At 67.5% G+C, this 20075-nt stretch carries 20 protein-coding genes and 1 tRNA gene; 5 read left to right on the top strand and 16 right to left on the bottom strand.

Annotation, left to right across the window (positions count from 1 at the left end; translation table 11 throughout):
• Positions 1–4: 4 nt before the first annotated feature.
• The 7 genes from ILT43_RS10815 to ILT43_RS10845 all read right to left on the bottom strand — a co-directional run bounded on the left by ILT43_RS10815 (position 5) and on the right by ILT43_RS10845 (position 6601).
• Positions 5–1573 carry a DUF4153 domain-containing protein gene (locus tag ILT43_RS10815; protein WP_204198982.1) on the bottom strand — a complete coding sequence of 523 codons (1569 nt, stop codon included), beginning with the start codon at positions 1571–1573 and terminating at the stop codon, positions 5–7.
• A gap of 488 nt (positions 1574–2061) precedes the next feature.
• Positions 2062–2658: a peptidylprolyl isomerase gene (locus ILT43_RS10820; protein ID WP_204198983.1), complete on the bottom strand. Its 597-nt coding sequence runs from the start codon at positions 2656–2658 to the stop codon at positions 2062–2064.
• 126 nt (positions 2659–2784) lie between these two features.
• Positions 2785–4209, bottom strand: coding sequence for an ammonium transporter (locus ILT43_RS10825; RefSeq protein ID WP_211534494.1), 1425 nt, complete (start codon positions 4207–4209; stop codon positions 2785–2787).
• Between the two features lie 11 nt (positions 4210–4220).
• A complete protein-coding gene (locus tag ILT43_RS10830; RefSeq protein WP_055844722.1) occupies positions 4221–4559 on the bottom strand; it encodes a P-II family nitrogen regulator in 339 nt (112 codons plus the stop codon).
• A gap of 159 nt (positions 4560–4718) precedes the next feature.
• Positions 4719–4916, bottom strand: coding sequence for a putative signal transducing protein (locus ILT43_RS10835; RefSeq protein WP_204198985.1), 198 nt, complete (start codon positions 4914–4916; stop codon positions 4719–4721).
• Positions 4917–4922: 6 nt separating this feature from the next.
• Positions 4923–6221 (bottom strand): MFS transporter, encoded by a 1299-nt coding sequence (locus ILT43_RS10840; RefSeq protein WP_204198986.1) that lies wholly within the window; start codon positions 6219–6221, stop codon positions 4923–4925.
• The gene (locus tag ILT43_RS10845) at positions 6218–6601 is read right to left on the bottom strand and encodes an antibiotic biosynthesis monooxygenase family protein (RefSeq protein ID WP_204198987.1); all 384 of its coding nucleotides are present in this window, start codon (positions 6599–6601) and stop codon (positions 6218–6220) included. The genes ILT43_RS10840 and ILT43_RS10845 overlap by 4 nt, the downstream gene beginning before the upstream one ends.
• A gap of 121 nt (positions 6602–6722) precedes the next feature.
• Between ILT43_RS10845 and ILT43_RS10850 the strand changes: the two genes are divergently transcribed.
• On the top strand, positions 6723–7334 hold the full coding sequence (locus tag ILT43_RS10850) for a class I SAM-dependent methyltransferase (protein ID WP_204198988.1): 612 nt from the start codon (positions 6723–6725) through the stop codon (positions 7332–7334).
• Here the strand turns inward: ILT43_RS10850 and ILT43_RS10855 are convergent.
• From ILT43_RS10855 to ILT43_RS10865, 3 genes are all read right to left on the bottom strand, one after another.
• Positions 7331–8362 (bottom strand): copper resistance protein B, encoded by a 1032-nt coding sequence (locus ILT43_RS10855; RefSeq protein WP_239474642.1) that lies wholly within the window; start codon positions 8360–8362, stop codon positions 7331–7333. The genes ILT43_RS10850 and ILT43_RS10855 overlap by 4 nt on opposite strands.
• An 80-nt stretch (positions 8363–8442) precedes the next feature.
• Entirely contained in the window at positions 8443–10338 is a 1896-nt protein-coding gene (locus ILT43_RS10860; protein WP_204198990.1) for a copper resistance system multicopper oxidase, read from the bottom strand.
• A 43-nt stretch (positions 10339–10381) separates the two neighbouring features.
• Positions 10382–11584 carry a phospholipase D-like domain-containing protein gene (locus tag ILT43_RS10865; RefSeq protein ID WP_204198991.1) on the bottom strand — a complete coding sequence of 401 codons (1203 nt, stop codon included), beginning with the start codon at positions 11582–11584 and terminating at the stop codon, positions 10382–10384.
• Positions 11585–11704: 120 nt separating this feature from the next.
• Here ILT43_RS10865 and rpoZ point away from each other — a divergent pair, with 120 nt between their 5' ends.
• Complete coding sequence (gene rpoZ / locus ILT43_RS10870) at positions 11705–12049, top strand: DNA-directed RNA polymerase subunit omega (protein WP_204198992.1); 345 nt, start codon at positions 11705–11707, stop codon at positions 12047–12049.
• Positions 12050–12670: 621 nt separating this feature from the next.
• Here the strand turns inward: rpoZ and ILT43_RS10875 are convergent.
• Together ILT43_RS10875 and ILT43_RS10880 are read right to left on the bottom strand one after the other, a co-directional pair.
• Positions 12671–13351, bottom strand: a complete 681-nt coding sequence (locus ILT43_RS10875; protein WP_204198993.1) for an RlmE family RNA methyltransferase — start codon at positions 13349–13351, stop codon at positions 12671–12673.
• 13 nt (positions 13352–13364) lie between these two features.
• On the bottom strand, positions 13365–14405 hold the full coding sequence (locus ILT43_RS10880) for a Ppx/GppA phosphatase family protein (RefSeq protein WP_204198994.1): 1041 nt from the start codon (positions 14403–14405) through the stop codon (positions 13365–13367).
• Between the two features lie 164 nt (positions 14406–14569).
• Here ILT43_RS10880 and ILT43_RS10885 point away from each other — a divergent pair.
• Positions 14570–14643, top strand: a tRNA-Gln gene (locus tag ILT43_RS10885).
• Between the two features lie 448 nt (positions 14644–15091).
• Positions 15092–15355, top strand: coding sequence for a hypothetical protein (locus ILT43_RS10890; protein WP_204198995.1), 264 nt, complete (start codon positions 15092–15094; stop codon positions 15353–15355).
• A 168-nt stretch (positions 15356–15523) separates the two neighbouring features.
• Here the strand turns inward: ILT43_RS10890 and ILT43_RS10895 are convergent, their stop codons facing one another.
• Both ILT43_RS10895 and ILT43_RS10900 read right to left on the bottom strand, forming a co-directional pair.
• Positions 15524–15934, bottom strand: a complete 411-nt coding sequence (locus tag ILT43_RS10895; protein ID WP_204198996.1) for a response regulator — start codon at positions 15932–15934, stop codon at positions 15524–15526.
• 503 nt (positions 15935–16437) lie between these two features.
• Entirely contained in the window at positions 16438–17277 is an 840-nt protein-coding gene (locus tag ILT43_RS10900) for a metalloregulator ArsR/SmtB family transcription factor (protein WP_239474549.1), read from the bottom strand.
• 81 nt (positions 17278–17358) lie between these two features.
• Between ILT43_RS10900 and ILT43_RS10910 the strand changes: the two genes are divergently transcribed.
• On the top strand, positions 17359–18318 hold the full coding sequence (locus ILT43_RS10910) for an acyl-CoA desaturase (protein ID WP_204198997.1): 960 nt from the start codon (positions 17359–17361) through the stop codon (positions 18316–18318).
• Here ILT43_RS10910 and ILT43_RS10915 read toward each other — a convergent pair.
• Together ILT43_RS10915 and ILT43_RS10920 are read right to left on the bottom strand one after the other, a co-directional pair.
• Positions 18284–19213, bottom strand: coding sequence for an FAD-binding protein (locus tag ILT43_RS10915; RefSeq protein WP_204198998.1), 930 nt, complete (start codon positions 19211–19213; stop codon positions 18284–18286). The genes ILT43_RS10910 and ILT43_RS10915 overlap by 35 nt on opposite strands.
• Positions 19210–19959, bottom strand: coding sequence for an electron transfer flavoprotein subunit beta/FixA family protein (locus tag ILT43_RS10920; protein WP_204198999.1), 750 nt, complete (start codon positions 19957–19959; stop codon positions 19210–19212). Before ILT43_RS10920 ends, ILT43_RS10915 begins: the two co-directional genes overlap by 4 nt.
• Positions 19960–20075 lie beyond the last annotated feature (116 nt).

The following is a 20075-nucleotide window of genomic DNA, read 5'->3' on the forward strand; positions in this document are numbered from 1 at the left end:
AGGATCATCGTTGCGCCGCTCCCGTCAACGAAGAGTTTTGCGGTGGCATGGACGCCGTGGTGAGTGGATTGGGTCGCCGGATGGCGCCGTTGCACTCGCGACCATATGGCGCAGGGCGGAGGCGGACCGGCCGGACCATCATCTCGACCTGCGCGGTCCGGCGCGCATTGCGCCACGTCCAGCCGCGCCAGTACGACTGGCGGATCGCGATCTCGTCCTGCGCCTCCACGCGCAGGAACGCGAGGCGATCACGGATCGCCGGGTCGGATGCGTGCCGCTCCAGCTCCGCGACGGACACGATCGCGGACGGCCCGAGTTCGTGCAGGTAGCAGAGATCGAGCGGCGGCCCCTTCCGCCCCATCGCCAGCGCGACGCGGGCATTCCACGCCGCCGCCGCCGCGCCGAGATCGACGACGCTGCACAGCGCCAGCACCAGCGCCGCCGCGAGCGCATTGGCGTTGATCAGCCACGCAGCGGAGCGTCCGCGCAACAATCGCCAGCCGATCAGCACCAGCCCGGTCGCGACCAACGCCATCCACGCCAGCGCCGCCAGCCGCAGCGTCGTCATCCCGTAGGCGTCGACATAGTCGAGCGTCCGCAACGCGCTGGACGCGACGAGCAGGACGTTCTGCGCGATCCACACCGTCACCAGCCGCCGCACCGTCGCACTCGCTGCCCCGACGCTGCCGGGGCGCAACGCAACCAGCACGAACGCGCCCGCCAGCAATGCCGTGACGATCAGCCCATAGGCCCCCTGATGCGCGTATTCGGCCATCGTGACGCGCGACGGCAGCGGCGCGCCGCTCCACAGAAAAGCGATGTCGAGCGCGTTCTGCACCGCGAAGATCGCATTGAACACGACCAGCGACAGCGTCAGCGTGGCCGGGCCGGGCTGCACCGCGTCGAGGTCGAAACCGGCGCGCTCCTGACGCTGCCGGGTCGTCGACGCGGCCGGACGCAGCATCGGCCACGCGCCCGCCGTAATGACGGCGGCGAGGATCGTGCGCAGGACGACGGTGTCGAGGCCCGGCAGCGTCACGCCCGAGAAAGCATTGGCGATCAGCGGATTGGCGTTGGCGAACAGCGTCAGGAAGAGCGCGCCGCCGACGATCGGCAGCGCCACCAGTGAGATCATCCCGGTCAGACGCAGACCCTGATAACGTCGCCGCTCGCGGACCCGGCCGATCTTGCCCAGATCGCGCAGCGGCGCGCCGAGTCCGCTGACGCCGTGCCACACCAGCCGCCCCGCCCAGGCGATCGCATCGTCGAACCGCCGCCGCGGCAGCAGCGCGGCCAGCGACACGGCGATCGCGAACAGCAGGAGCGTGAGGAAGCCCGGATCGTCGACCAGCACCAGCGCGAACCCGCCCGCGGCGAGCGCCGCAATGCGCGCGGCGCGGTCGCGAAAAACCGCCGGCCGAGTCACCACCAGTACGGCAAGCCATGCGAGCGCGAACCCGCCCAGCGCCGCGCCGATCATCCCCTCCTCGAACACGATCGCCTCGCCCAGCGCGATCAGCGCCGCGCTCGCGATCAGCTTGCGACCGACGCCGCCCCGTCCAAACCCCGTCATGCCTGTGCATCCCGTTCTGTTTCAGGCTGACGGGATGCGCTGTCACGATTGAGCCACGGTGGCGCGAACGATGCGCTTGCTGCGCGAAGCCTGTGCAGATCGGGTGCAGGCTGATCCTGGCGATGTCGCACGTGCAGTGATTTAGCTTCAACGGCATGCCTGCCGTCGAATAGCCGTCACGGGTTGAGCTCAAACCCGGATCACGCATCGATCGTCATGCCGGCCCCGTCCCGGCATTCACTGGACCGCTCACCAACAGGCGCTGTGTCGTGCACCACCGTGGATGCCGGAACGGGCCCGGCATGGCGAAATGGCAATCACGTCATCAAGAACGCGTTGGCAGCCCGCCTATCGCGCTCGCCGCACCGTGGCGGCCCATCTCCGTTCGGCCTGAGCGAAGTCGAAGGCCATGCCCCGGGCGAAATGCTTCGACGTCGCCCGGCACCAACCGTCGGGCTAGAACCGGCATTCCTCGATGCACTGCACCCTTACGGAACCCGCCGCACCGTCAGGATCTTGACCTCCGGCTTCAGCATCTCGCCCTTCATCGCGCCGGCGCCAGCAGTCGGGTCGCGCGGGCCGGACCAGATGCGTTTGACCACGTCCATCCCCTCGACGACGCGGCCGAACACCGCATAACCGACATTGTCGCCGGGTGCCTCGGGATGCGCGTCCAGCCCGGTCATATCGCCGATCGCGATCGTGAAGTCGGCGTGTGCGGTGCCCGGGGCCATGCGGCCCATCGAAATCGCGCCCTCGGTATGAGTCAGCCCGGTCTTCGTTGTCGGCTCATGCGCGATCGGCGGATACAGCTTCTTCATGTCGTGCTGCCCCGCCTGGATCAGCCCCGGCCCCCACGCCAGCCGCATCGCGCGAAAGAAGGTGATGCCGTCCAGCCGCTTGGCATCGACGTAGCGCAGGAAGTTGGCGGACGTGACCGGCGCGGCGGCGCGATCCACCTCGATCGTGATCGGTCCTTCGGTCGTGGTCATGACGACGCGAACCGGCGGTGGCCCGGCCGGCGCGGCGACTTGGGCCGCAACCGGAGCGGCGATCATCAGGGCGAGCAGGAATCGGATCAGCATGGCGCCGACGCTACCGGAGCGGCCGGCCAAAAAATAGCCCGGTGCGTTTCCGCACCGGGCTTCAAGGATGTCCGCAGGAGGAACATCGGGGGGGACGGGGCGTCTGGCGGCCCCGCCCCGAACGGGTCAGTAGTTGTAGGCGCGCTCGCCATGCTCGTTGATATCGAGGCCCTCGGTTTCGACTTCCTTGCTGGGACGCAGGCCCGTCGTCGCCTTGAGGCCGTAGAACAGCACCGCCGAGACGCCGCCGGACAGAACCAGCGTCAGCACGACCGCCTTGATCTGGGTCAGCACCTGACCGGCCATGTCGTACGTGCCGGCGACCGACGGGAAGACGGTGTAGTCGACCCAGCCCTGACCGCCGAGCGACGGCGCGGCGACGATGCCGGTGCCGATCGCGCCGATGATGCCGCCGACGCAGTGGATGCCGAACACGTCGAGCGTGTCGTCATAACCGAGCTTGTTCTTTACCGTGGTGACGAACCAGAAGCAGACCGCCGAGGCGACGAAGCCGAGCAGGATCGACGTCATCGGTGCGGCGAAGCCCGCCGCCGGGGTGATCGCGACGAGACCCGCGACCGCACCCGACACGCCACCGAGCAGCGACGGCTTCTTGTGGACGATCTGTTCGATCACCGCCCAGGCGACCGCCGCCGCCGCGGTCGCGACGAAGGTGTTGATGAACGCCAGCGCGGCGAGGCCGTTCGCCTCCAGGTTGGACCCGGCGTTGAAGCCGAACCAGCCCACCCACAGCAGCGACGCGCCGATCATCGTCATGGTCAGCGAGTGCGGCGGCATCGGCTCCTGCTTGTACCCTACGCGCTTGCCGATGATCAGGCAGCCGACGAGACCGGCGATTCCTGCGTTGATGTGGACCACCGTGCCGCCCGCGAAGTCGAGCGCGCCCCAGCCGTACAGCAGGCCGCTGTCGGTCGGTGCGTCGGACAGGAAGTCCGGGCCGGCCCAGTACCAGACCATGTGCGCCATCGGGAAATAGACGATGGTCAGCCACAGCACGACGAAGATCAGCAGCGGCGTGAACTTGATCCGCTCCGCGAATGCTCCGACGATCAGCGCGGGCGTGATGCACGCGAAGGTCATCTGGAACACGACGAACGCGTATTCGGGAATGTAGACGTTGTTGGAGAAGGTCGCGCCGTAAGTCGTGGCGCTGACCCCGGCGAGGAACGCCTTGCTGAGCCCGCCGACATAGGGCGAGCCGCCCGTGAACGCCATGCTGTAGCCCCAGCAGACCCAGACGAGGGCCGCGACCGAGACGATCATGAACACCTGCATCAGCACGCTGAGCATGTTCTTGGTGCGGACGAGGCCGCCGTAGAACAGCGCGAGTGCCGGCACCGACATCAGCAGCACGAGTGCCGAGGAAATCAGCATCCACGTCGTGTCGCCCTTGTTGACCATCGTGGCCATCTGTTCGGGCGTCGGCGCCTTGATCGGCCCGGCGGCGGCGGCCTGTGCCCAGGCGGGTGCGGCGAGTGCGGTCGTCGTGGCGATCGCCCCGATCCCCGCGATCATGCGAGAAAGCGTCATCATTCCCCCCTTCAAAGCGCCGAATCGTCGGTTTCGCCGGTGCGGATGCGCACCGCCTGTCCGACGTCGAGCACGAAGATCTTGCCGTCGCCGATCGCGCCGGTGTTCGCCGACTGCTGAATCGCCTCGACCACGCGGTCGGCGATCGATGCGGCGCAGACGACCTCGACCTTGATCTTGGGCACCATGTTGGTGCTGTACTCGGCACCGCGATAGATCTCGGTCTGCCCCTTCTGGCGGCCGAAACCCTTGACCTCGGTGACCGTCATGCCCGCGACGCCCAGCGTGGTGAGCGCTTCGCGGACCTCGTCGAGCTTGAACGGCTTGATGACCGCTATGACCAGTTTCATCCCGCCCCCTTTGATTGGCTATTGATGCAGGATGCTGCTGTGCAACAGGCGTGCCATTCGGAGGACGCAGCCATTCCGTAGCGGAAGGCTTAAAGAACCGTTTAGTTAACGAAACATTATCGGGCAGCGGCGATGCAGTGCCCGATTATCGGGCAGCACTCAGTCGGGGATGATCGCCCGTGCCTCGACGAGATCATCCTCGTCGACCATGACCCGCACCGGGATCAGCAGGTAGCTGCCGTCGGCGATGCTGGAGCCGCCGTCGAACGCGACCGCATCGATCCCCTCCGAGTCCAGCCGGCCGACGATGATATGCGCCGCGTTGCGATCGTAGCGGCCGAGTTCGACGAGTGCCATCGACGCTCAAGCGATCGGGGCGGCGGATCGATCCGCCGCGCCGCGCAAGCCGCCCCACGCATAGCCGAACACCAGCACCAGCGAGCCGGCGGCGATCAGGTACGGCAGCGGCTGCCACAGACCGTACAGACCGATGCCGATCGACGGCGCGAGCACGAAGCTGGCGCCGTTGACGCTGGTGACCTTGCCCGCGACCGAGCCCTGCCCCTCCGCCCCGACCGCCAGCGACGCGCCCGCGGTGAAGCCCGGGCGGGTGAAGCCGAACCCCAGGCTGGCCAGCGCATAGGCCAGCGAGATGCCATAAAGCGACGTCGCCAACCCGGTCAGCGCGGTACCGGCGATGCTCAGCGTCAGGCCGACCAGCACCAGCCGCCGGGGGGTCAGGTTCAAAAGCGGGATCAGCCCCCATTGCACCAGCAACGCCGCGCCTGCGCCCATCATCAGCACGATCCCGGTCGGCTCCAGCGCGGCGGACGGTGCGACGTGGAGCCGGTCTATCACGACGAAGCCGATCACCTGACTGGCCATCGCCTGCGCATGCCCCATCACCAGCCCCGCGATCATCCACGCGCGGACGCGGCGGTCGAGATAGCCGACCTGTTCGCCGTGCGACTGGGTCGCCGCTGCCACCGTCGCACCGGTCGGCGCACCGCCGATCGAGGGATAGGCCGAACTCGTGCCGCCACCCCGCAGACGCCGATCGTCGGGAAGCAACCGCCACACCGTCAGCCAAACGCCCGCGCCAAACAACGCGAACAGAAACGCCGGCCCCGCCAGCCCGATCTCGAAGCCGCCGACATGGCCGAGCAGCAGATACGGCGCGATCGCCGGTCCCAGGATCGTGCCCAGCCCGAACGCACTCGCCAGCAGCGTCAGCGCGCGCGTCCGCTCCTCCGGCGTGGTCGATCCGGCGACCTCAGCCTGCACCGCCGGCGGCGCGGCGACGCCGAGCGCGCCGTAGAGGACACGCCCCAGCACGAACAGGACGAACGCCATCGTCCCACCGACCACGCCGTTGATCCCCGCCGCCAGAAACAGTCCGCACAGCAGCAGCGATAGCGTATACCCGCCCATGCCCAGCAGGATCATCGCCTTGCGCCCATAGATGTCGGACCGGTTCGCCCAGAACGGCGCGGCGACCACCCACAACAAGGCCGAGATGGAAAACGCCGCCGCGACCATCGCATCCGCCACGCCCAGCGATCGCCCGAGTGCCGGCAACACGGATTGCAGCGCCGTATTGCCCGCCGCGATCGTCAGCATCACGAGGAACATCAGCGCGAAGTTGCGGTCGGGGGCGGTCATTCCCGCTCCCACGCGTAGGACCGCGTCACGCCGGCGACGGCGACCTCGTATCCGTCGTACCAGAGACTTCGGCCACGGTCGCGGATCGCCGTATGGTCGGGATGCGCGCGCCATGCCACCGCCGACGCCTCGTCCGCCCACCAGCTGACGGTGATGCCGAACCCGTCCGTGCCGCGGGCGCTGTCGACACCGCGATAGCCGGGCTGAACCGCAGCCAAAGCGTCCATCGCCGCCGCCGCGTCGGCGTAACCCGCCTCGTCGGCGCTGCTGCGTCGGGACAGGAACACGACCGCGACCTGCCCCTCCCGACCATGATCGTCCGCCCCTCGCATGACGCCGCTGTAGGAGGCGGGCGGAGGTGCGCCAACCCACTCCGCCACGTCTTTCGATCACTCGATTAGCCGCATGGCGAAACCCGATGGCTTGCAACACGTTCGGCACCTGTGCGACGGAGAGGGCAGCCTCGCCGATCGTGTGGGGACCACGACCGACAGGATTCCGATGGCAAGCTCGTCCACCGCCGCCCGCCGCGCGCGCCGCCCCGCCGGGATACCGTCCCCGGCGCAGATGTTTTTTCAGGGCTTTCTGAAGCACCCGGTGATGGTCGGGTCGATCATCCCATCCTCCGACAAGCTCATCCGCAACATGTTGGGACGGGTCGATTGGGACCAGTGTAAGCTGTTCGTGGAATATGGTCCGGGCGTCGGCACCTTCTGCCGTCCCATTCTGGAACGCATGGCGCCGGACGCGACGCTGATCGCGATCGATACCAACACCGATTTCATCCGCTATCTCGACGCGACGATCGTCGATCCGCGGTTCCAGGCGGTCGAGGGATCGGCAGCGGACGTGGCGACGATCATTGCCGACCGCGGCTTCGCGCATGCCGATTACATCCTGTCGGGCTTGCCCTTCTCCACGCTGCCCGCGGGCGTCGGCCCGGCGATCGCCGCCGCGACGCATGCGACGCTGCGTCCGGGCGGCGCGTTCCTCGTCTATCAGTTCAGCCCGAAGGTGAAGGACTTCCTGACCCCGCACTGGCAGCGCATCGACCACGACATGGAATGGTGGAACGTGCCGCCGGCGCAGCTCTACTGGGCCTGGAAGGACTAGAACCAGGCACGAAGCCCGGCAACAACACCGATCCCGCCGGTGTCCTCGCCAGCGCCGCGAGCGAAGCGGGCGGTGTCGCCCAGTCGCCGCTCCCACGACACGCCGACATACGGTGCGAACTCACGGCGGATTTCGTAGCGCAGTCGCAACCCGAGTTCGGCGTCGGTGATGCCGGACCCGATCCCGCGCCGACGCACGTCCTGCACCGACAGGTTCACTTCCGCGCGCGGTTGCAGGATCCAGCGCTGCGTCAGCCGCTGGTCGTAATACCCCTCGACCCGGCCCAGCACCTCTCCCGTCGTCGCGACGAACGCGGCGGCGTCGACCTCGAACCAATAGGGCGCGAGGCCCTCGACGCCGATCGTCGCATAGGTGCGCGCCGGACCGGGGCGGATGTCGTGTCGCACGCCGGCCTGAAGGTTGAAGTACGGCCCGATCGCGCGCGCATACAGCGCCTGCACCTCCGCCGCCTCCAGCCGGTCGCCGAGATCGCCTTCGCCCTCGCTCTTCACGACGGCGCGGTGGATGTCGCCGCCGAACCACGCCTCCCCCTCCCAGCGATAACCGTCGCGACCGTCCCGCACCTGCAGCTCGGCGAGGTCGAGCATGACCTGCGCGAAGGTCTGGCCGCCGCCCTCCTCGCGCATCATCACATCGCGGGCGCGCGCCATCGCCGCCGGGTCCCAGACGCGATCGGCATAATGCGGCATCGGCACAGCCGGCGCGGGCGCATCGCCGGCGGGCAGGTCAGTGCCGGCCTTCGCCGCCGGCGACGCCATAGCGCCTTGATCCATCGGCATGGAATCCGTCGCCGCCCCGGCGGCCGCGTGGTTCATCCCGCTATGGTCCATTCGACTATGGTCCATTTGCGCGTGATCCACCGGCGCGGGTGCCGTCGCACGGAGCTGCGGCCGCGCGGCGCGCTTCGCCGTTGGCTTGGCGGCGCGCATCTTCGCCACAGGCTTCGGCTTCGCTGGCGCAGGCTTCGCGGTTGCCCCCGGCATCGCCATGCCCGGCATGCCGTGCATCGCATGATCCTGCGCACCGGCCGATACGCCCCCCGGCGCGATGCCGATCGTGGCGACGGCGAGCAGCGCCAGCCCCCAGATCACGCCGCCTCCTCACGCGGCCGGACGCTGACCACGCGCATCATGCCCGCCAGCATGTGATACAGCATGTGGCAGTGGAACGCCCAGTCGCCGACCGCATCGGCGGTCAGGTCGAACGTCACGGTCCCGCCCGGCTGTACCAGTACGGTGTGCTTGCGCGGGGCGTGATCGCCCTTGCCCGTGACCAGATCGAAAAAATGCCCGTGGAGGTGGATCGGGTGGCCCATCATGGTGTCGTTGATCAGGGTGACGCGCACCCGCTCCCCCTCGGTAAAGGCGAAGGGTTCGTGCGTGTCGACCATCCGCTGCCCGTCGAAGCCCCACATGAAGCGTTCCATGTTGCCCGTCAGGTGGATCGTCAGGCTGCGATCCGGCGCGCGCACGTCGGGGTTGCGATCGAGCGCGATCAGGTCGCGGTACGTCAGCACGCGGTGGCCGACATCCTCCAGCCCCTGCCCCGGATAGCCGGTGCGATCGACCGGCATCGGCGCGATCGTCTGCACGCCGGGGCCTTTATGCACCTGCGGCGCGCGCGAGAAGTCGCGCATCGTCATGTCGCCGTGGTCCATCGCGCCGTGGTCCATCGCACCCTGACCCGCCGCGCCGCCCGTCGCAGGGTCACTGATCGGCGCGTGTCCCATCGCCGCATGATCCATGCCGGACATCGCGGCATGATCCATCGTCGCGTGATCCACCGGTGTTGCGGGTGGCGGGACGTAGCCGGGCGTCGCGAGGGTCCGCGACGCGTTCTGCTCCGCACCGGGATCGACACCGCGCGCCTCGCCCGCTGCCATGCCGCCCATGCCCATATCGGCCATCGTCGCCAGCGGACGCGCGCGAAGCGGCGGCACCGGTGCATCCATCCCCGTTCGCGGCGCCAGCGTGGCGCGCGCCATGCCCGACCGGTCGATGCTTTCCCCGACCAGCGTATAGGCGCGGTCGCCCGTCGGCGTGACGATCACGTCGTACGTCTCCGCGACGCCGATCTGGAGTTCGTCCACCGTCACCGGCCGGACGTTCAGCCCATCCGCCTGCACCACCGTCATCGCCAGACCCGGGATACGGACGTTGAAGGTCGTCATCGCCGACGCATTGATCAGGCGCAGCCGCACCCGCTGCCCCGGTTCGAACAGGCCCGTCCATTTGTCGCGCGGGCCGTGACCGTTCACAAGGTAGCGGTATGTCGCGCCGGTACCATCGGCGATGTCGGCGGGGTCCATCCGCATCGCCCCCCAGTGCTTGCGGTCCTTCGCTGTCTGATCGCGCCCCGTCAGCAGGCCGGCGAGCGTCTGCCGCTGGAAATTATAATAGCCGGGTTGCAGCTTCATCCGGCGGAAGATCGCCGCCGGGCTCTGCTCGCTGTGATCGGAGAACATGACCACGTGATCGCGATCCGCCGCGACCGGATCGGGGCCGGCAGGGTCGATGACGATCGGCCCGTACAGCCCCTCCTGCTCCTGCCCGCCGGAATGGCTGTGATACCAGTATGTCCCGTTCTGCCGGACGGTGAAGTCATAGACGAACGCGTCGCCCGGCCGGATGCCGGGAAAGGACACGCCCGGCACGCCGTCATACTGGAACGGCACCAGCAGCCCGTGCCAGTGCAGAGACGTATCGACATCGAGCGCATTGACGACGCGCAGGCGCACGCGCTGCCCCTCGCGCAGGCGGATCAGCGGGGCGGGTGCGGCGCCGTTGATGCCGATCGCCCGCGATGCGGTGCCGTCGATCGCCATCGTTTGCCGCGCGATCCGCAGCACGATCTCCTCGCCGGACAGCACCGGTCGCTCCAGACCGGACGCGCCGGTCTGCGCCCATATGGGCGTCGCGGCACAGCCCACGCCAGCCAGCGAGGCGGTGCGCAACATCGTCCGGCGATCGATCGAAGGGTTCATCGCGCTCGCATCTAGGGTGCGCAGGCGAACAAAGCGAACGCGACTATTCGTCGATCCCGAAATTCAGCCCCCGCGACAGGCCGGGATCGACCACCGCCAGCACCAGATAGGCGCCGAACTGCTTCACGCGCTGCCACCAGCCGGTCGTGGCGCGGTACCCGTCCCACGTGATCTCGCGCGCGTTCGCCAGTTCGCCGTCGACATAGTCGCGGACATGCGCGGCAAAGGCGGCGTCGTCGATCCGCAGCATCAGCTCCAGGTTGATGAACAGGCTGCGCATGTCGAAATTGGCGGAGCCGACATGCACGGCATCGTCGACGACGTACAACTTGGTGTGCAGCTTCGTCGCCTGATATTCGAACATCCTGACCCCGCGCTTCAGCAGGCCGGCATAGCTGAAGCGCGCGGCGGCGATCGTCGCATTGTTGTCCGATTTCGCGGCGGTCATGATCCGGACCCGCTGTCCCGTCTTCCCGCTCCGCTCGATCCGCCGCAGCAGCATCGGACTGGGCGTGAAATAGGCGGCGATCATGTCGATGCAGCGGCCGGTCGCCAGATCGCTGCGCAGCGTTTTCGCCCAAGGCGACAGCCGCCGCGTCGGTCCGCCGATCAGCCAGCGCAGCCGCCCTTCCGTCTCGCTGAAGCGGCCGAGTTCGCGGTTGATCGGCCGGATGCGCAGTTTGGGCCGCTCGACCGCGGTCTTCAGCGCATCGAAATACCCGGCCATGCGCGCCGCCGCCGGCCCCTCGACCAACAGGCCCAGATCGCGCCACGCCTTGTCGGCGATCGTGCCGAAATAATCGTCCTCGACGTTGAAGCCGCCGATGATGATGCGCGGGTTCGTCTCCGCATCGGCCAAGGCGAGCTTCTGGTGATTGCGCAGCAAATAGCGCCGCCCGAACTTCGCGGAGAACACGCATTTGTCGACCCCCGCCTCGGCGAGCGGATCGAAGAAGGCGTCGGGCGTCTTGTCGCTGCCGAACCCGTCGACGATCAGCGCGACGCGCACCCCGCGCCGCGCCGCCGCCGCCAGCGCAGCGTTGACTCGCCGCCCCGAATCGTCGGCGGCGTAGATGTAGTAGAGGATGCGCAGGTCGTGCTTCGCGCCCTCGATCAGGGCGATCAGCGCATCCATCCGCTCCGGCCCTTCGGGTAACAGCGTCAGCCGGTTGCCCTCCACCATGAACGCCGGCCTATCGATCGACCCGGAACGGGTGTGCTTGCGGTCGGCGGGAGCGGTGGCCATGCAACCATTACGCATGGGCAACGGCGTTGATCCATGTTGCCGATGCCGCAAACCTTGCTTTTCGCCCCCCCGCAGCGTAAGCGCCGCCATTCTCCCTATTGGTGTAGTTAAGGACACGGCATGGCGCGCGTCACCGTCGAGGATTGCGTCGACAAGATTCCCAACCGGTTCGACCTCGTGCTGCTTGCGGCACAGCGGGCGCGCCAGATCTCGGGCGGCGCCGAACTGACGCTGGACCGCGACCGCGACAAGAACCCGGTCGTCGCCCTGCGCGAGATCGCCGAGGAGACGGTGCGTCCGGCGCATCTGGAGGAATCGGTCGTCAACAGCCTGCAAAAGGTTCAGATGGACGACGACGACGAGGCCGACGCCATCGGCAGCCTCTCGGCCTCCGCCGAGGCACTTCGCCTGACCGCCTCGGCACCGCCGCGGAATCAGAATTTGGGCGCGGATTATGACGGGTGAGCGGCAGCTTTAGGATCGTCTCGCGATCCTAAAGCGAACGCCGGCTGGCGGGCTTTAGCCCGACCGACGACACGGCTTGGCCGTGTCGCTCTTCTGACTTCTTGTGCGACTTGTCGACGGCGCTCCGGACCTTCCCGTAGCGGCTTCAGGAGGGCGTCCCTTCCGCCTACCCGTCGCCCCCGCGAAAGCGGGGACCTCCCCGTGGGACGGGACGTCCTCTCCTCACCCAGAGCCCAGCGTTCGATGGCGTGACGAGCGGGTAAGCTGGTGTTCGGCTCAACAGCGGGACCCGTCGCTCGTGTTCGCTCGCCACACCGACCCCGCTTCGCCCCGTGTTCGATAGGCACACCCGGCTGTATCGTAGGTCGGCATCAGTACGCTGATCCGCTATTCTTGCTTGAACCAGAGTAGCATGGCCGTGCCGCCCCTCAGCTCCGATACGCCTCCCGTCATGCCGGACCGGCCCTGCACGACGAAACGCGGAAAACGTCCCGCAGGGACCGGGTCGCCTTCGACGGTCTGCACCACGCTGCGTCGCGCTCGCCCATAATCCCGCCGCGGCAAAGCCGCGCCGTCGACCGGGCTGCGCCCGAAGGGCCGCAGGTCAAGCCGAGACGCGGATCAGCTGCGCTGATCCGCTGCCCTACCCTTGAACCCCTGCGCCACCACGAACCACTCGACCGACCCCTTCCGGCTCGACGGTGGCTTGGCGTGCTTCACCGTCGTGAAGTTCCGCTTCATCTCCGCCACCAGTTCCGAATCCGCGCCGCCCGCGAACACCTTCGCCACGAACGCGCCGCCCGGCGACAGCACCTCGACGGCGAACGCCAGCGCCGCCTCGACCAGCCCCATCGTTCGCAGCGCGTCGGTCTGCGGATGCCCGACCGTGTTCGCCGCCATGTCGGACAGGACGAGGTCGGGTGCGCCGCCCAGCGCCTCGCTCAGCTTCGCCGGTGCGGCGTCGTCCATGAAGTCCATCTCCAGGATCGTCACCCCGTCCAGCGGATCGACCGGCAGCAGGTCGATGCCCACCACCTGCGCGCCCGGCGAGCGCCGCCGCACGACCTGACTCCAGCCCCCCGGCGCGATGCCCAGATCGAGGACCCGGCGCGACCCCTTGAGCAGCCCGAACCGCTCGTCCAGTTCCAGCAGCTTGTACGCCGCTCGGCTGCGATACCCCTCCGCCTTGGCACGGCGGACATAGGGGTCGTTCAACTGCCGCTCCAGCCAGCGGGTCGAGGCGGCGGTGCGGCCGCGCGCGGTCTTCACGCGCTTGCGGCCGCCAGTAATGTTCCGGTTCATCGTTTTGGCCGATTCATGGCTTGGGCGTTCCCATCAGACTGCGCAGGATACCCTCGCGGATTCCGCGGTCGGCGATGCCGAGGCGCTCGGCCGGCCACAGATCCATGATCGTCTCCAGGATCGCGCAGCCCGCGACGACCAGATCGGCGCGCTCGTTGCCGATGCAGGCCACCTTGGCGCGCTCGGCGATCGATTTCTCCGCCAGCGAGCGGCTGATGTCTCGCATCGCCGACGCCGGCGCGATCAGGCCGTCGACCGCCGACCTGTCGTAATGCGACAGGCCCAGATGCACGCTGCCCAGCGTCGTCACCGTGCCGCTGGTACCGAGCAGCCGCGGTCGCGCCACGCCGCGCGGCAGCCGTGCCGCGAATGCCGCCATGCTGTCCGCGACCAGCGCGCGCATCGCCGCATAGGATTTCGCCCGCCCCTCGGCATCCTCGCCGCCCCCGGCGCTTTCGGTCAGCGACACCACGCCCCAGGGCGCGGAATGCCAGTCGATCACGCGCGGTGCGGGGCCCTCGGTGTCGACCAGCACCAGCTCGGTCGATCCGCCGCCGATGTCGAACACCAGCGCCGGCCCGCCGCCCGGCTCGATCAGCGCGTGGCAGCCGAGCACCGCCAGCCGCGCCTCCTCCTCGGCGGAAATGATGTCGAGGCGGATGCCCGTCTCTTCATGCACCCGCTCGATAAAGGCGGGCCCGTTCACCGCCCGCCGACACGCCTCCGTCGCCACCGACCGCGCCAGCGTGACGTTGCGCCGCTTCAGCTTGTCGGCGCACACCCGAAGCGCCGCGATCGTCCGCTCCACCGCCGCATCGCTCAGCCGGCCGCTGGCGGCCAGCCCCTCGCCCAACCGGACGATCCGCGAAAAGGCGTCGACGACTGCAAATCCCGGCCCCTGCGGGCGGGCAATAAGCAAGCGGCAATTGTTGGTGCCAAGGTCCAGCGCGGCATAAGCGTGCGCATCGTGCCAGCGACCGCGTGGCGGCCGGGCGGGCGCCGGACGGGCAGGGCGATCCTGCCGGTACGGCAATCGGGCGGAAACATCCCCCATGTGCCGTGATCTTTCTGTTCTGTTCTGCCGTCGCGGGAAATCCCGTCCGGTGCTTGAGGTGCAACGTAGCGGGCACCGGCCCCCGCGACAAGCCGCCCGCGCCGCCGGCGCCGGACGCGGGGCGTTGACATGCCCCGCCCGCCCGCCTAGACGCGCCCACCTGTTGCCCCGTCGTCTAAAGGTAAGACTACGGACTCTGACTCCGTCAATTGAGGTTCGAATCCTCACGGGGCATCCAGCGCTACTTAGCCAAGTAGATGAATCGGCACGAACGGCGATATAGCCGCTGCGCTATCCAAACGTTATCGTGCGCACCGGCGTTGTCCGTCGTCGCGAGGGTATAGCGTGCCGGGGGATCTCCCGCTCTCGCTGGAAGAGGTCGCGCCGCTGCTGCGGGCCTGACGCCCGCGCCGCTCAGCGTACACTACCCACTCGCCGACGATCGACGCATCATCCCAGAGCAGCCCACCACAAGCGGCCCGCTCGTCATCCAGCCGCTTGATCCCGGCTGCGAAACGGTCGCATCGGGGATGCTCGCTGCCGACAGGAGGCTTTTTCCTGGCCGATGCCGATCCGCGACACACGGCCGGATCGAACTTCGCTCAACAAGTTAGCGCGGCCGACGCTAACCCATGTCGAGCAGGACGCTGCGATCCGGATCAGCGACATCTCGACGGGAACGCAGGATGTTGATCCTGATCAACAGGCCCGGAAACCATAACGTGCCAGCTTCCCATTGGACGATGCAAAAAGATCAGATGCTGGCGAAGCAATACGCGGCCGGAACGTCGATCATCGACATAGCGGCTTCGCTGGGATGCAGCGATCATGCGGTCAAGACGCGGGTAAGCACCTTGGGTTTGCTGAGGCGTCGAACGGCGGCTCGTGGTGCTGTAGACGGTAATACTCACTGGTTGACGAGATCGGCGAGCGACGGTGGGCAGGAGTGACGGCCTTGGGCCCTCGGGCCGCTGGCTTTGCTGCGGGGCGGGACGAAGCATCCTGGGCAGGACAATGCCCGATCGACCACGATGCTCCTGCCCAGCGAACGCTGTGGATGCTCGGCTTTTCCGAGGGTCGAGCGTCGATAGTGTCAGGGGCTCCTGCGGATGCGGAGCCTAGATCGCCGTCTTCAGCGGTTCCGGCTTCTTGTGATCCGGAAGGGTTTTCGCGAGATGGCCGATCACCATCTGCTGATTGAATGGCTTGTTGATGAACGTCGCCTTGTCCGGCATGTCGCCATCCGAGGGCTTCACCCGCCCACTGGCGATCACGATTTCGATGTGGGGGTGGGTCGCCGCGACATGCCGCGCGAGAGCAAACCCGTCCAGCGTCGATCCCGGCATATCGACGTCGCTGAACAGAAGAATGACGCTGTCACTGTGCCGATCGAGCAGTTCCTTGGCGCGATCGCCGTCGTCCGCATCGTAGACGCGGAAGCCTGCATCCTCCAGAATCGCGCAGGTCTCCATGAGGATGAGAGGTTCGTCCTCGACTACGAGGGCAAACGGCGTTGTAGAAGGCTCCATCCCGCTCTAACCCGCTGAGATCGCTTCCGATCCTCACTGCCGTGGTGAGATCGACATCAGCAGCGTGCAGCCACGGCTCGCCACAGCGCCTGCACAGCTCCGCAGGGGAAATGCGACATCCCGCCAGCGCCGGTGTTCGCTCGACAAAATTCCTCTGGAGCCAGCTTCGTCGTCTTCTGCTGCCGGGGGCGGCGAGTGCACGTGGCGACACGATCCGGGCTTCGGCCCAAAGGCATGCACAACAGACGGTCGCTGCCCCGAAAAGCGCCTTACACGCTTCGATCGGTAAGATTTGCACGTCACCTCCCTGGATTACAGTGGCTTGGCGGGTCTGCGCGCAGTCACATCCTGCCCGCTCGGACGATGCCGCCGGAGGCCGAGGGTTCGAGTTAGCTCCGGACCGGCTGGGCCGGAGCGCGACGGTGGCCTTGCAGGCAACCTCGGCCAGCGACGAACGCAGGATTGCCTCGGAGCCAGTAACGTCGAACCGCTCCCCGGAGATGTCAGTCCCCCGCGTTCAGGTGTTCAAGCACGAAGCCGACCCGTTCGGCGACGGACGCACGTGGCAGTTCGACGATCGTGTAGCCATAATCGGCGTAGGTCGCGCGCATGATCGATTCGGTCGCGGCGGCGAGCTGCATCGACTGTTGGCGCTCCGCATCCTCGGTGAAGATCTCCGCCCAGAATGGCGCGAGGAACACGCGGCGGTTGTACCGGTGCGAACGCGCCGCGTGATCCAGCACGGGCGGTACCGCAATCCTGGACACGCGCAGGAAGCCGGCGACATCGGGGACCCCGCGATCGAGCAGCACCGTCTCTCCCCGCTCCAGCGCCGCCTCGCGCGCCGCCGTCTCGCCCGCCAGCATCAGCTTGGCAAAGCGACGCTGATCGCCCCAGGGCAAGGCATTCTCCCGCGCCGCCACCTGTTCGCGGATGATCCGTCGACCGACTTCCTCGCTGGTGGCGACACCCGCCGCCGCCAGCGCGTCGATCAGCGTCGACTTGCCCGATCCCGGCCCACCGGTGATGACGTGCAGCCGGTCCGACGGGGTCAGCGTTTTCGACTCGCGCTTCAGGGGGCGTGAGACGGGGCACACCTCCTGGACGTAGCCGTTGAGCGTATTCGTCAGGCTGTCCGGCACGATCGCGTAGAAGACGAACTGCCCACGCTTCTCGCTGGTGACGAGGCCCGCCGCCTCCAGCACCGACAGATGCTGCGAGATGGACGGTTTCGACATCGAGAAGCGCGATGCGATCTCGCCGGCACTCAGCTCCGCATGGCTGAGATAGGCGAGTATCTTCCGGCGGACGGACGAGGACAGGGCTTCGAAGATACGCTGCATCACTGGAGAATTAGGTGCTTGCCTAACTATCGACAAGCGTCGTATCGTCGTTTAGGTAGTTGCCTAAATAACTGGGAGACGATGATGCCATGCTCCTCGACCGACCGCATGGAAGCGGATGACGAAAGCTGCGCCGTCACCGGCCGTGTCGAATGGGCGCCCGCCCGCTCATTGTGGATAGGCGGGATGACGCTCTCCGCCATCACCCTTGCGCCCTTCTACACCACATCCGGCGCGATATTGCTGTTCCTCGCCACGTCCGTCGCCACCCTGTGTCTGGGCCACTCGATCGGCCTTCACCGCCTGCTCATCCATCGCAGCCTGTCGGCGCCGCGCTGGCTGGAGCAGGTGCTGGCGTATCTTGGCACCCTTGTCGGCATGGTGGGACCGCTCGGCATGGTCCGGCTGCACGACACACGCGACTGGGCGCAGCGGCAGACGGCGTGCCACGATCTGCACGCGCATCGCACCACGATGCTGCGGGATGCATGGTGGCAGATGCACTGCCGCCTGATCCTGTCGCACCCACCGACCTTCGTGCTGGAGGAGCGGCTGGCACGCGACCGCGTGCTGCGCTGGCTGGAGGCGACGTGGATGTTGCAGCAACTGCCGTTGGCCGTGGTGTTCTTCGGGATCGGCGGGTTGCCGTGGCTGATCTGGGGCGTGCCGGTGCGGGTCGCCGTCAGCGTCACCGGCCACTGGTTCGTCGGACACCTGACGCATCGCCGCGGGCCGCAGGGGTGGATCGTGGACGATGTCGCGGTACAGGGTCACGACCTGCCCGCCGCCGCGCTCATCACCTTCGGGGAGGCATGGCACGGCAATCATCACGCATGGCCCGAATCCGCAAGGCTGGGCGTGGAACCCGGCCAGCATGATCCGGGCTGGTGGGTGTTGCTCGCGATGCGGCGGCTGGGGCTGGTCTGGGACCTGAAGGAGCCGCCGATGCTGGTGCCGCGCGCGGGATTGCGGCGGGTGGAGCGGCCTTGCCCCACCCGCCACCGGATCACAGCTTTTCGGTCAGTTCCGGGATCACCTTGAACAGGTCACCGACCAGACCCAGGTCCGCGACCTGGAAGATCGGCGCATCCTCGTCCTTGTTGATCGCGATGATCGTCTTGGAGTCCTTCATCCCCGCCAGATGCTGGATCGCGCCGGAAATACCGACCGCGACATAGACTTCCGGCGCGACGATCTTGCCGGTCTGGCCGACCTGATAGTCGTTCGGAGCATAACCCGCATCGACCGCCGCCCGCGACGCGCCGACGCCGGCACCCAGCGCGTCGGCGAGCGGATCGATCAGCGCATGGAACTGCTCCGACGACCCCAGCGCACGGCCGCCCGAGACGATGATCTTGGCGCTGGTCAGTTCCGGACGGGCATTCGCCGCGATCTCGGAACCGGCGAAGGCCGACAGACCCTTGTCGCCGGTCGACGCCACCGCCTCGATCGAGCCCGAACCACCCTCGGTCGCCGCCTTGTCGAACGCGGTGCCGCGGATCGTCAGCACCTTTTTCGCGTCCGACGACTGCACCGTGGCGATCGCATTGCCCGCGTAGATCGGACGGGTGAACGTGTCTTCGCTCTCCACCGACAGGACTTCGCTGATCTGCATCACGTCGAGCAGCGCCGCGACGCGGGGAGCGATGTTCTTGCCCGTCGTCGTGGCGGGCACGACGAACGCGTCGTGGTGGCCCATCAGCTCGACGACCAGTGGCGCGACATTCTCCGCCAGCGCATGCGCATAGGCCGCGTCGTCCGCGACATGCACCTTGCCGACGCCGGCGATCTTCGCCGCCGCCTCCGCGACACCGCCGACGCCCTGCCCTGCCACCAGCAGATGCACCTCGCCCAGCTTCGATGCCGCTGTCACGGCCGACAGCGTGGCGTCCTTGACGGCAGACCCGTCATGCTCGACCCAGACCAGCGTCTTCACTTCGCCACTCCCATCGCCTTCAGCTTCATCACCAGTTCGTCGACATCGGCGACCTTGACGCCCGCCGAGCGCTTGTTCGGCTCGACCACCTTCAGCGTCGTCAGGCGCGGCGTCACATCGACGCCGAAATCGGCCGCGGTCTTCGTCGCCATCGGCTTCGACTTGGCCTTCATGATGTTCGGCAGCGACGCATAGCGCGGCTCGTTCAGGCGCAGGTCGGTGGTGACGATCGCGGGCAATTTCAGGTCGTCCGTCTCCAGCCCGCCATCGACCTCGCGCGTCACCTTCGCGGTGTCGCCCTCGATCTCGACCTTGCTGGCGAACGTGCCCTGTGCCCAGCCGAGCAGGCCGGCGAGCATCTGTCCGGTCTGGTTGTTGTCGTCGTCGATCGCCTGCTTGCCGAGGATTACCAGTTGCGGCTGCTCCTCCTCGACGATCTTGGCGAGGATCTTGGCGACGCCCAGCGGCTCGACCTTGGTGTCGCTCGTCACCAGGATCGCCCTGTCCGCGCCCATCGCCAGTGCGGTGCGCAGCGTCTCCTGCGACTTCTGCTCGCCGATCGACACGACGACGATCTCGGTCACGCCGGCGCGATCCTTCAACCGGATCGCCTCCTCGACGGCGATCTCGTCGAACGGGTTCATCGACATCTTGACGTTGGCGAGGTCGACACCCGTCCCGTCCGCCTTCACGCGGGGCTTCACATTATAGTCAAGCACGCGCTTGACCGGCACCAGCACCTTCATCGGAGCTCCTCTCAATTTCGTCGCGTTCGCTTAGGATGGTCCTAGGCGCTAAAACCCGGTTTTCGCAAGTCCGGTATGGTCGGCCGGCCTTGCCGCAGCGGCTTTAGGACTATGCC

The sequence above is a fragment of the Sphingomonas longa genome (assembly GCF_016892685.1).
Classification (GTDB): domain Bacteria; phylum Pseudomonadota; class Alphaproteobacteria; order Sphingomonadales; family Sphingomonadaceae; genus Sphingomonas; species Sphingomonas longa.

Bases quoted from the DNA above. Each gene is read 5' to 3' on its own strand.
- ILT43_RS10815 (WP_204198982.1), bottom strand. From the start codon at position 1,573: ATGACGGGGTTTGGACGGGGCGGCGTCGGTCGCAAGCTGATCGCGAGC.
- ILT43_RS10820 (WP_204198983.1), bottom strand. From the start codon at position 2,658: ATGCTGATCCGATTCCTGCTCGCCCTGATGATCGCCGCTCCGGTTGCG.
- ILT43_RS10825 (WP_211534494.1), bottom strand. From the start codon at position 4,209: ATGACGCTTTCTCGCATGATCGCGGGGATCGGGGCGATCGCCACGACG.
- ILT43_RS10830 (WP_055844722.1), bottom strand. From the start codon at position 4,559: ATGAAACTGGTCATAGCGGTCATCAAGCCGTTCAAGCTCGACGAGGTC.
- ILT43_RS10835 (WP_204198985.1), bottom strand. From the start codon at position 4,916: ATGGCACTCGTCGAACTCGGCCGCTACGATCGCAACGCGGCGCATATC.
- ILT43_RS10840 (WP_204198986.1), bottom strand. From the start codon at position 6,221: ATGACCGCCCCCGACCGCAACTTCGCGCTGATGTTCCTCGTGATGCTG.
- ILT43_RS10850 (WP_204198988.1), top strand. From the start codon at position 6,723: ATGGCAAGCTCGTCCACCGCCGCCCGCCGCGCGCGCCGCCCCGCCGGG.
- ILT43_RS10855 (WP_239474642.1), bottom strand. From the start codon at position 8,362: ATGCACGGCATGCCGGGCATGGCGATGCCGGGGGCAACCGCGAAGCCT.
- ILT43_RS10860 (WP_204198990.1), bottom strand. From the start codon at position 10,338: ATGAACCCTTCGATCGATCGCCGGACGATGTTGCGCACCGCCTCGCTG.
- ILT43_RS10865 (WP_204198991.1), bottom strand. From the start codon at position 11,584: ATGGCCACCGCTCCCGCCGACCGCAAGCACACCCGTTCCGGGTCGATC.
- rpoZ (WP_204198992.1), top strand. From the start codon at position 11,705: ATGGCGCGCGTCACCGTCGAGGATTGCGTCGACAAGATTCCCAACCGG.
- ILT43_RS10875 (WP_204198993.1), bottom strand. From the start codon at position 13,351: ATGAACCGGAACATTACTGGCGGCCGCAAGCGCGTGAAGACCGCGCGC.
- ILT43_RS10880 (WP_204198994.1), bottom strand. From the start codon at position 14,405: ATGGGGGATGTTTCCGCCCGATTGCCGTACCGGCAGGATCGCCCTGCC.
- ILT43_RS10890 (WP_204198995.1), top strand. From the start codon at position 15,092: ATGTTGATCCTGATCAACAGGCCCGGAAACCATAACGTGCCAGCTTCC.
- ILT43_RS10895 (WP_204198996.1), bottom strand. From the start codon at position 15,934: ATGGAGCCTTCTACAACGCCGTTTGCCCTCGTAGTCGAGGACGAACCT.
- ILT43_RS10900 (WP_239474549.1), bottom strand. From the start codon at position 17,277: ATGCAGCGTATCTTCGAAGCCCTGTCCTCGTCCGTCCGCCGGAAGATA.
- ILT43_RS10910 (WP_204198997.1), top strand. From the start codon at position 17,359: ATGATGCCATGCTCCTCGACCGACCGCATGGAAGCGGATGACGAAAGC.
- ILT43_RS10920 (WP_204198999.1), bottom strand. From the start codon at position 19,959: ATGAAGGTGCTGGTGCCGGTCAAGCGCGTGCTTGACTATAATGTGAAG.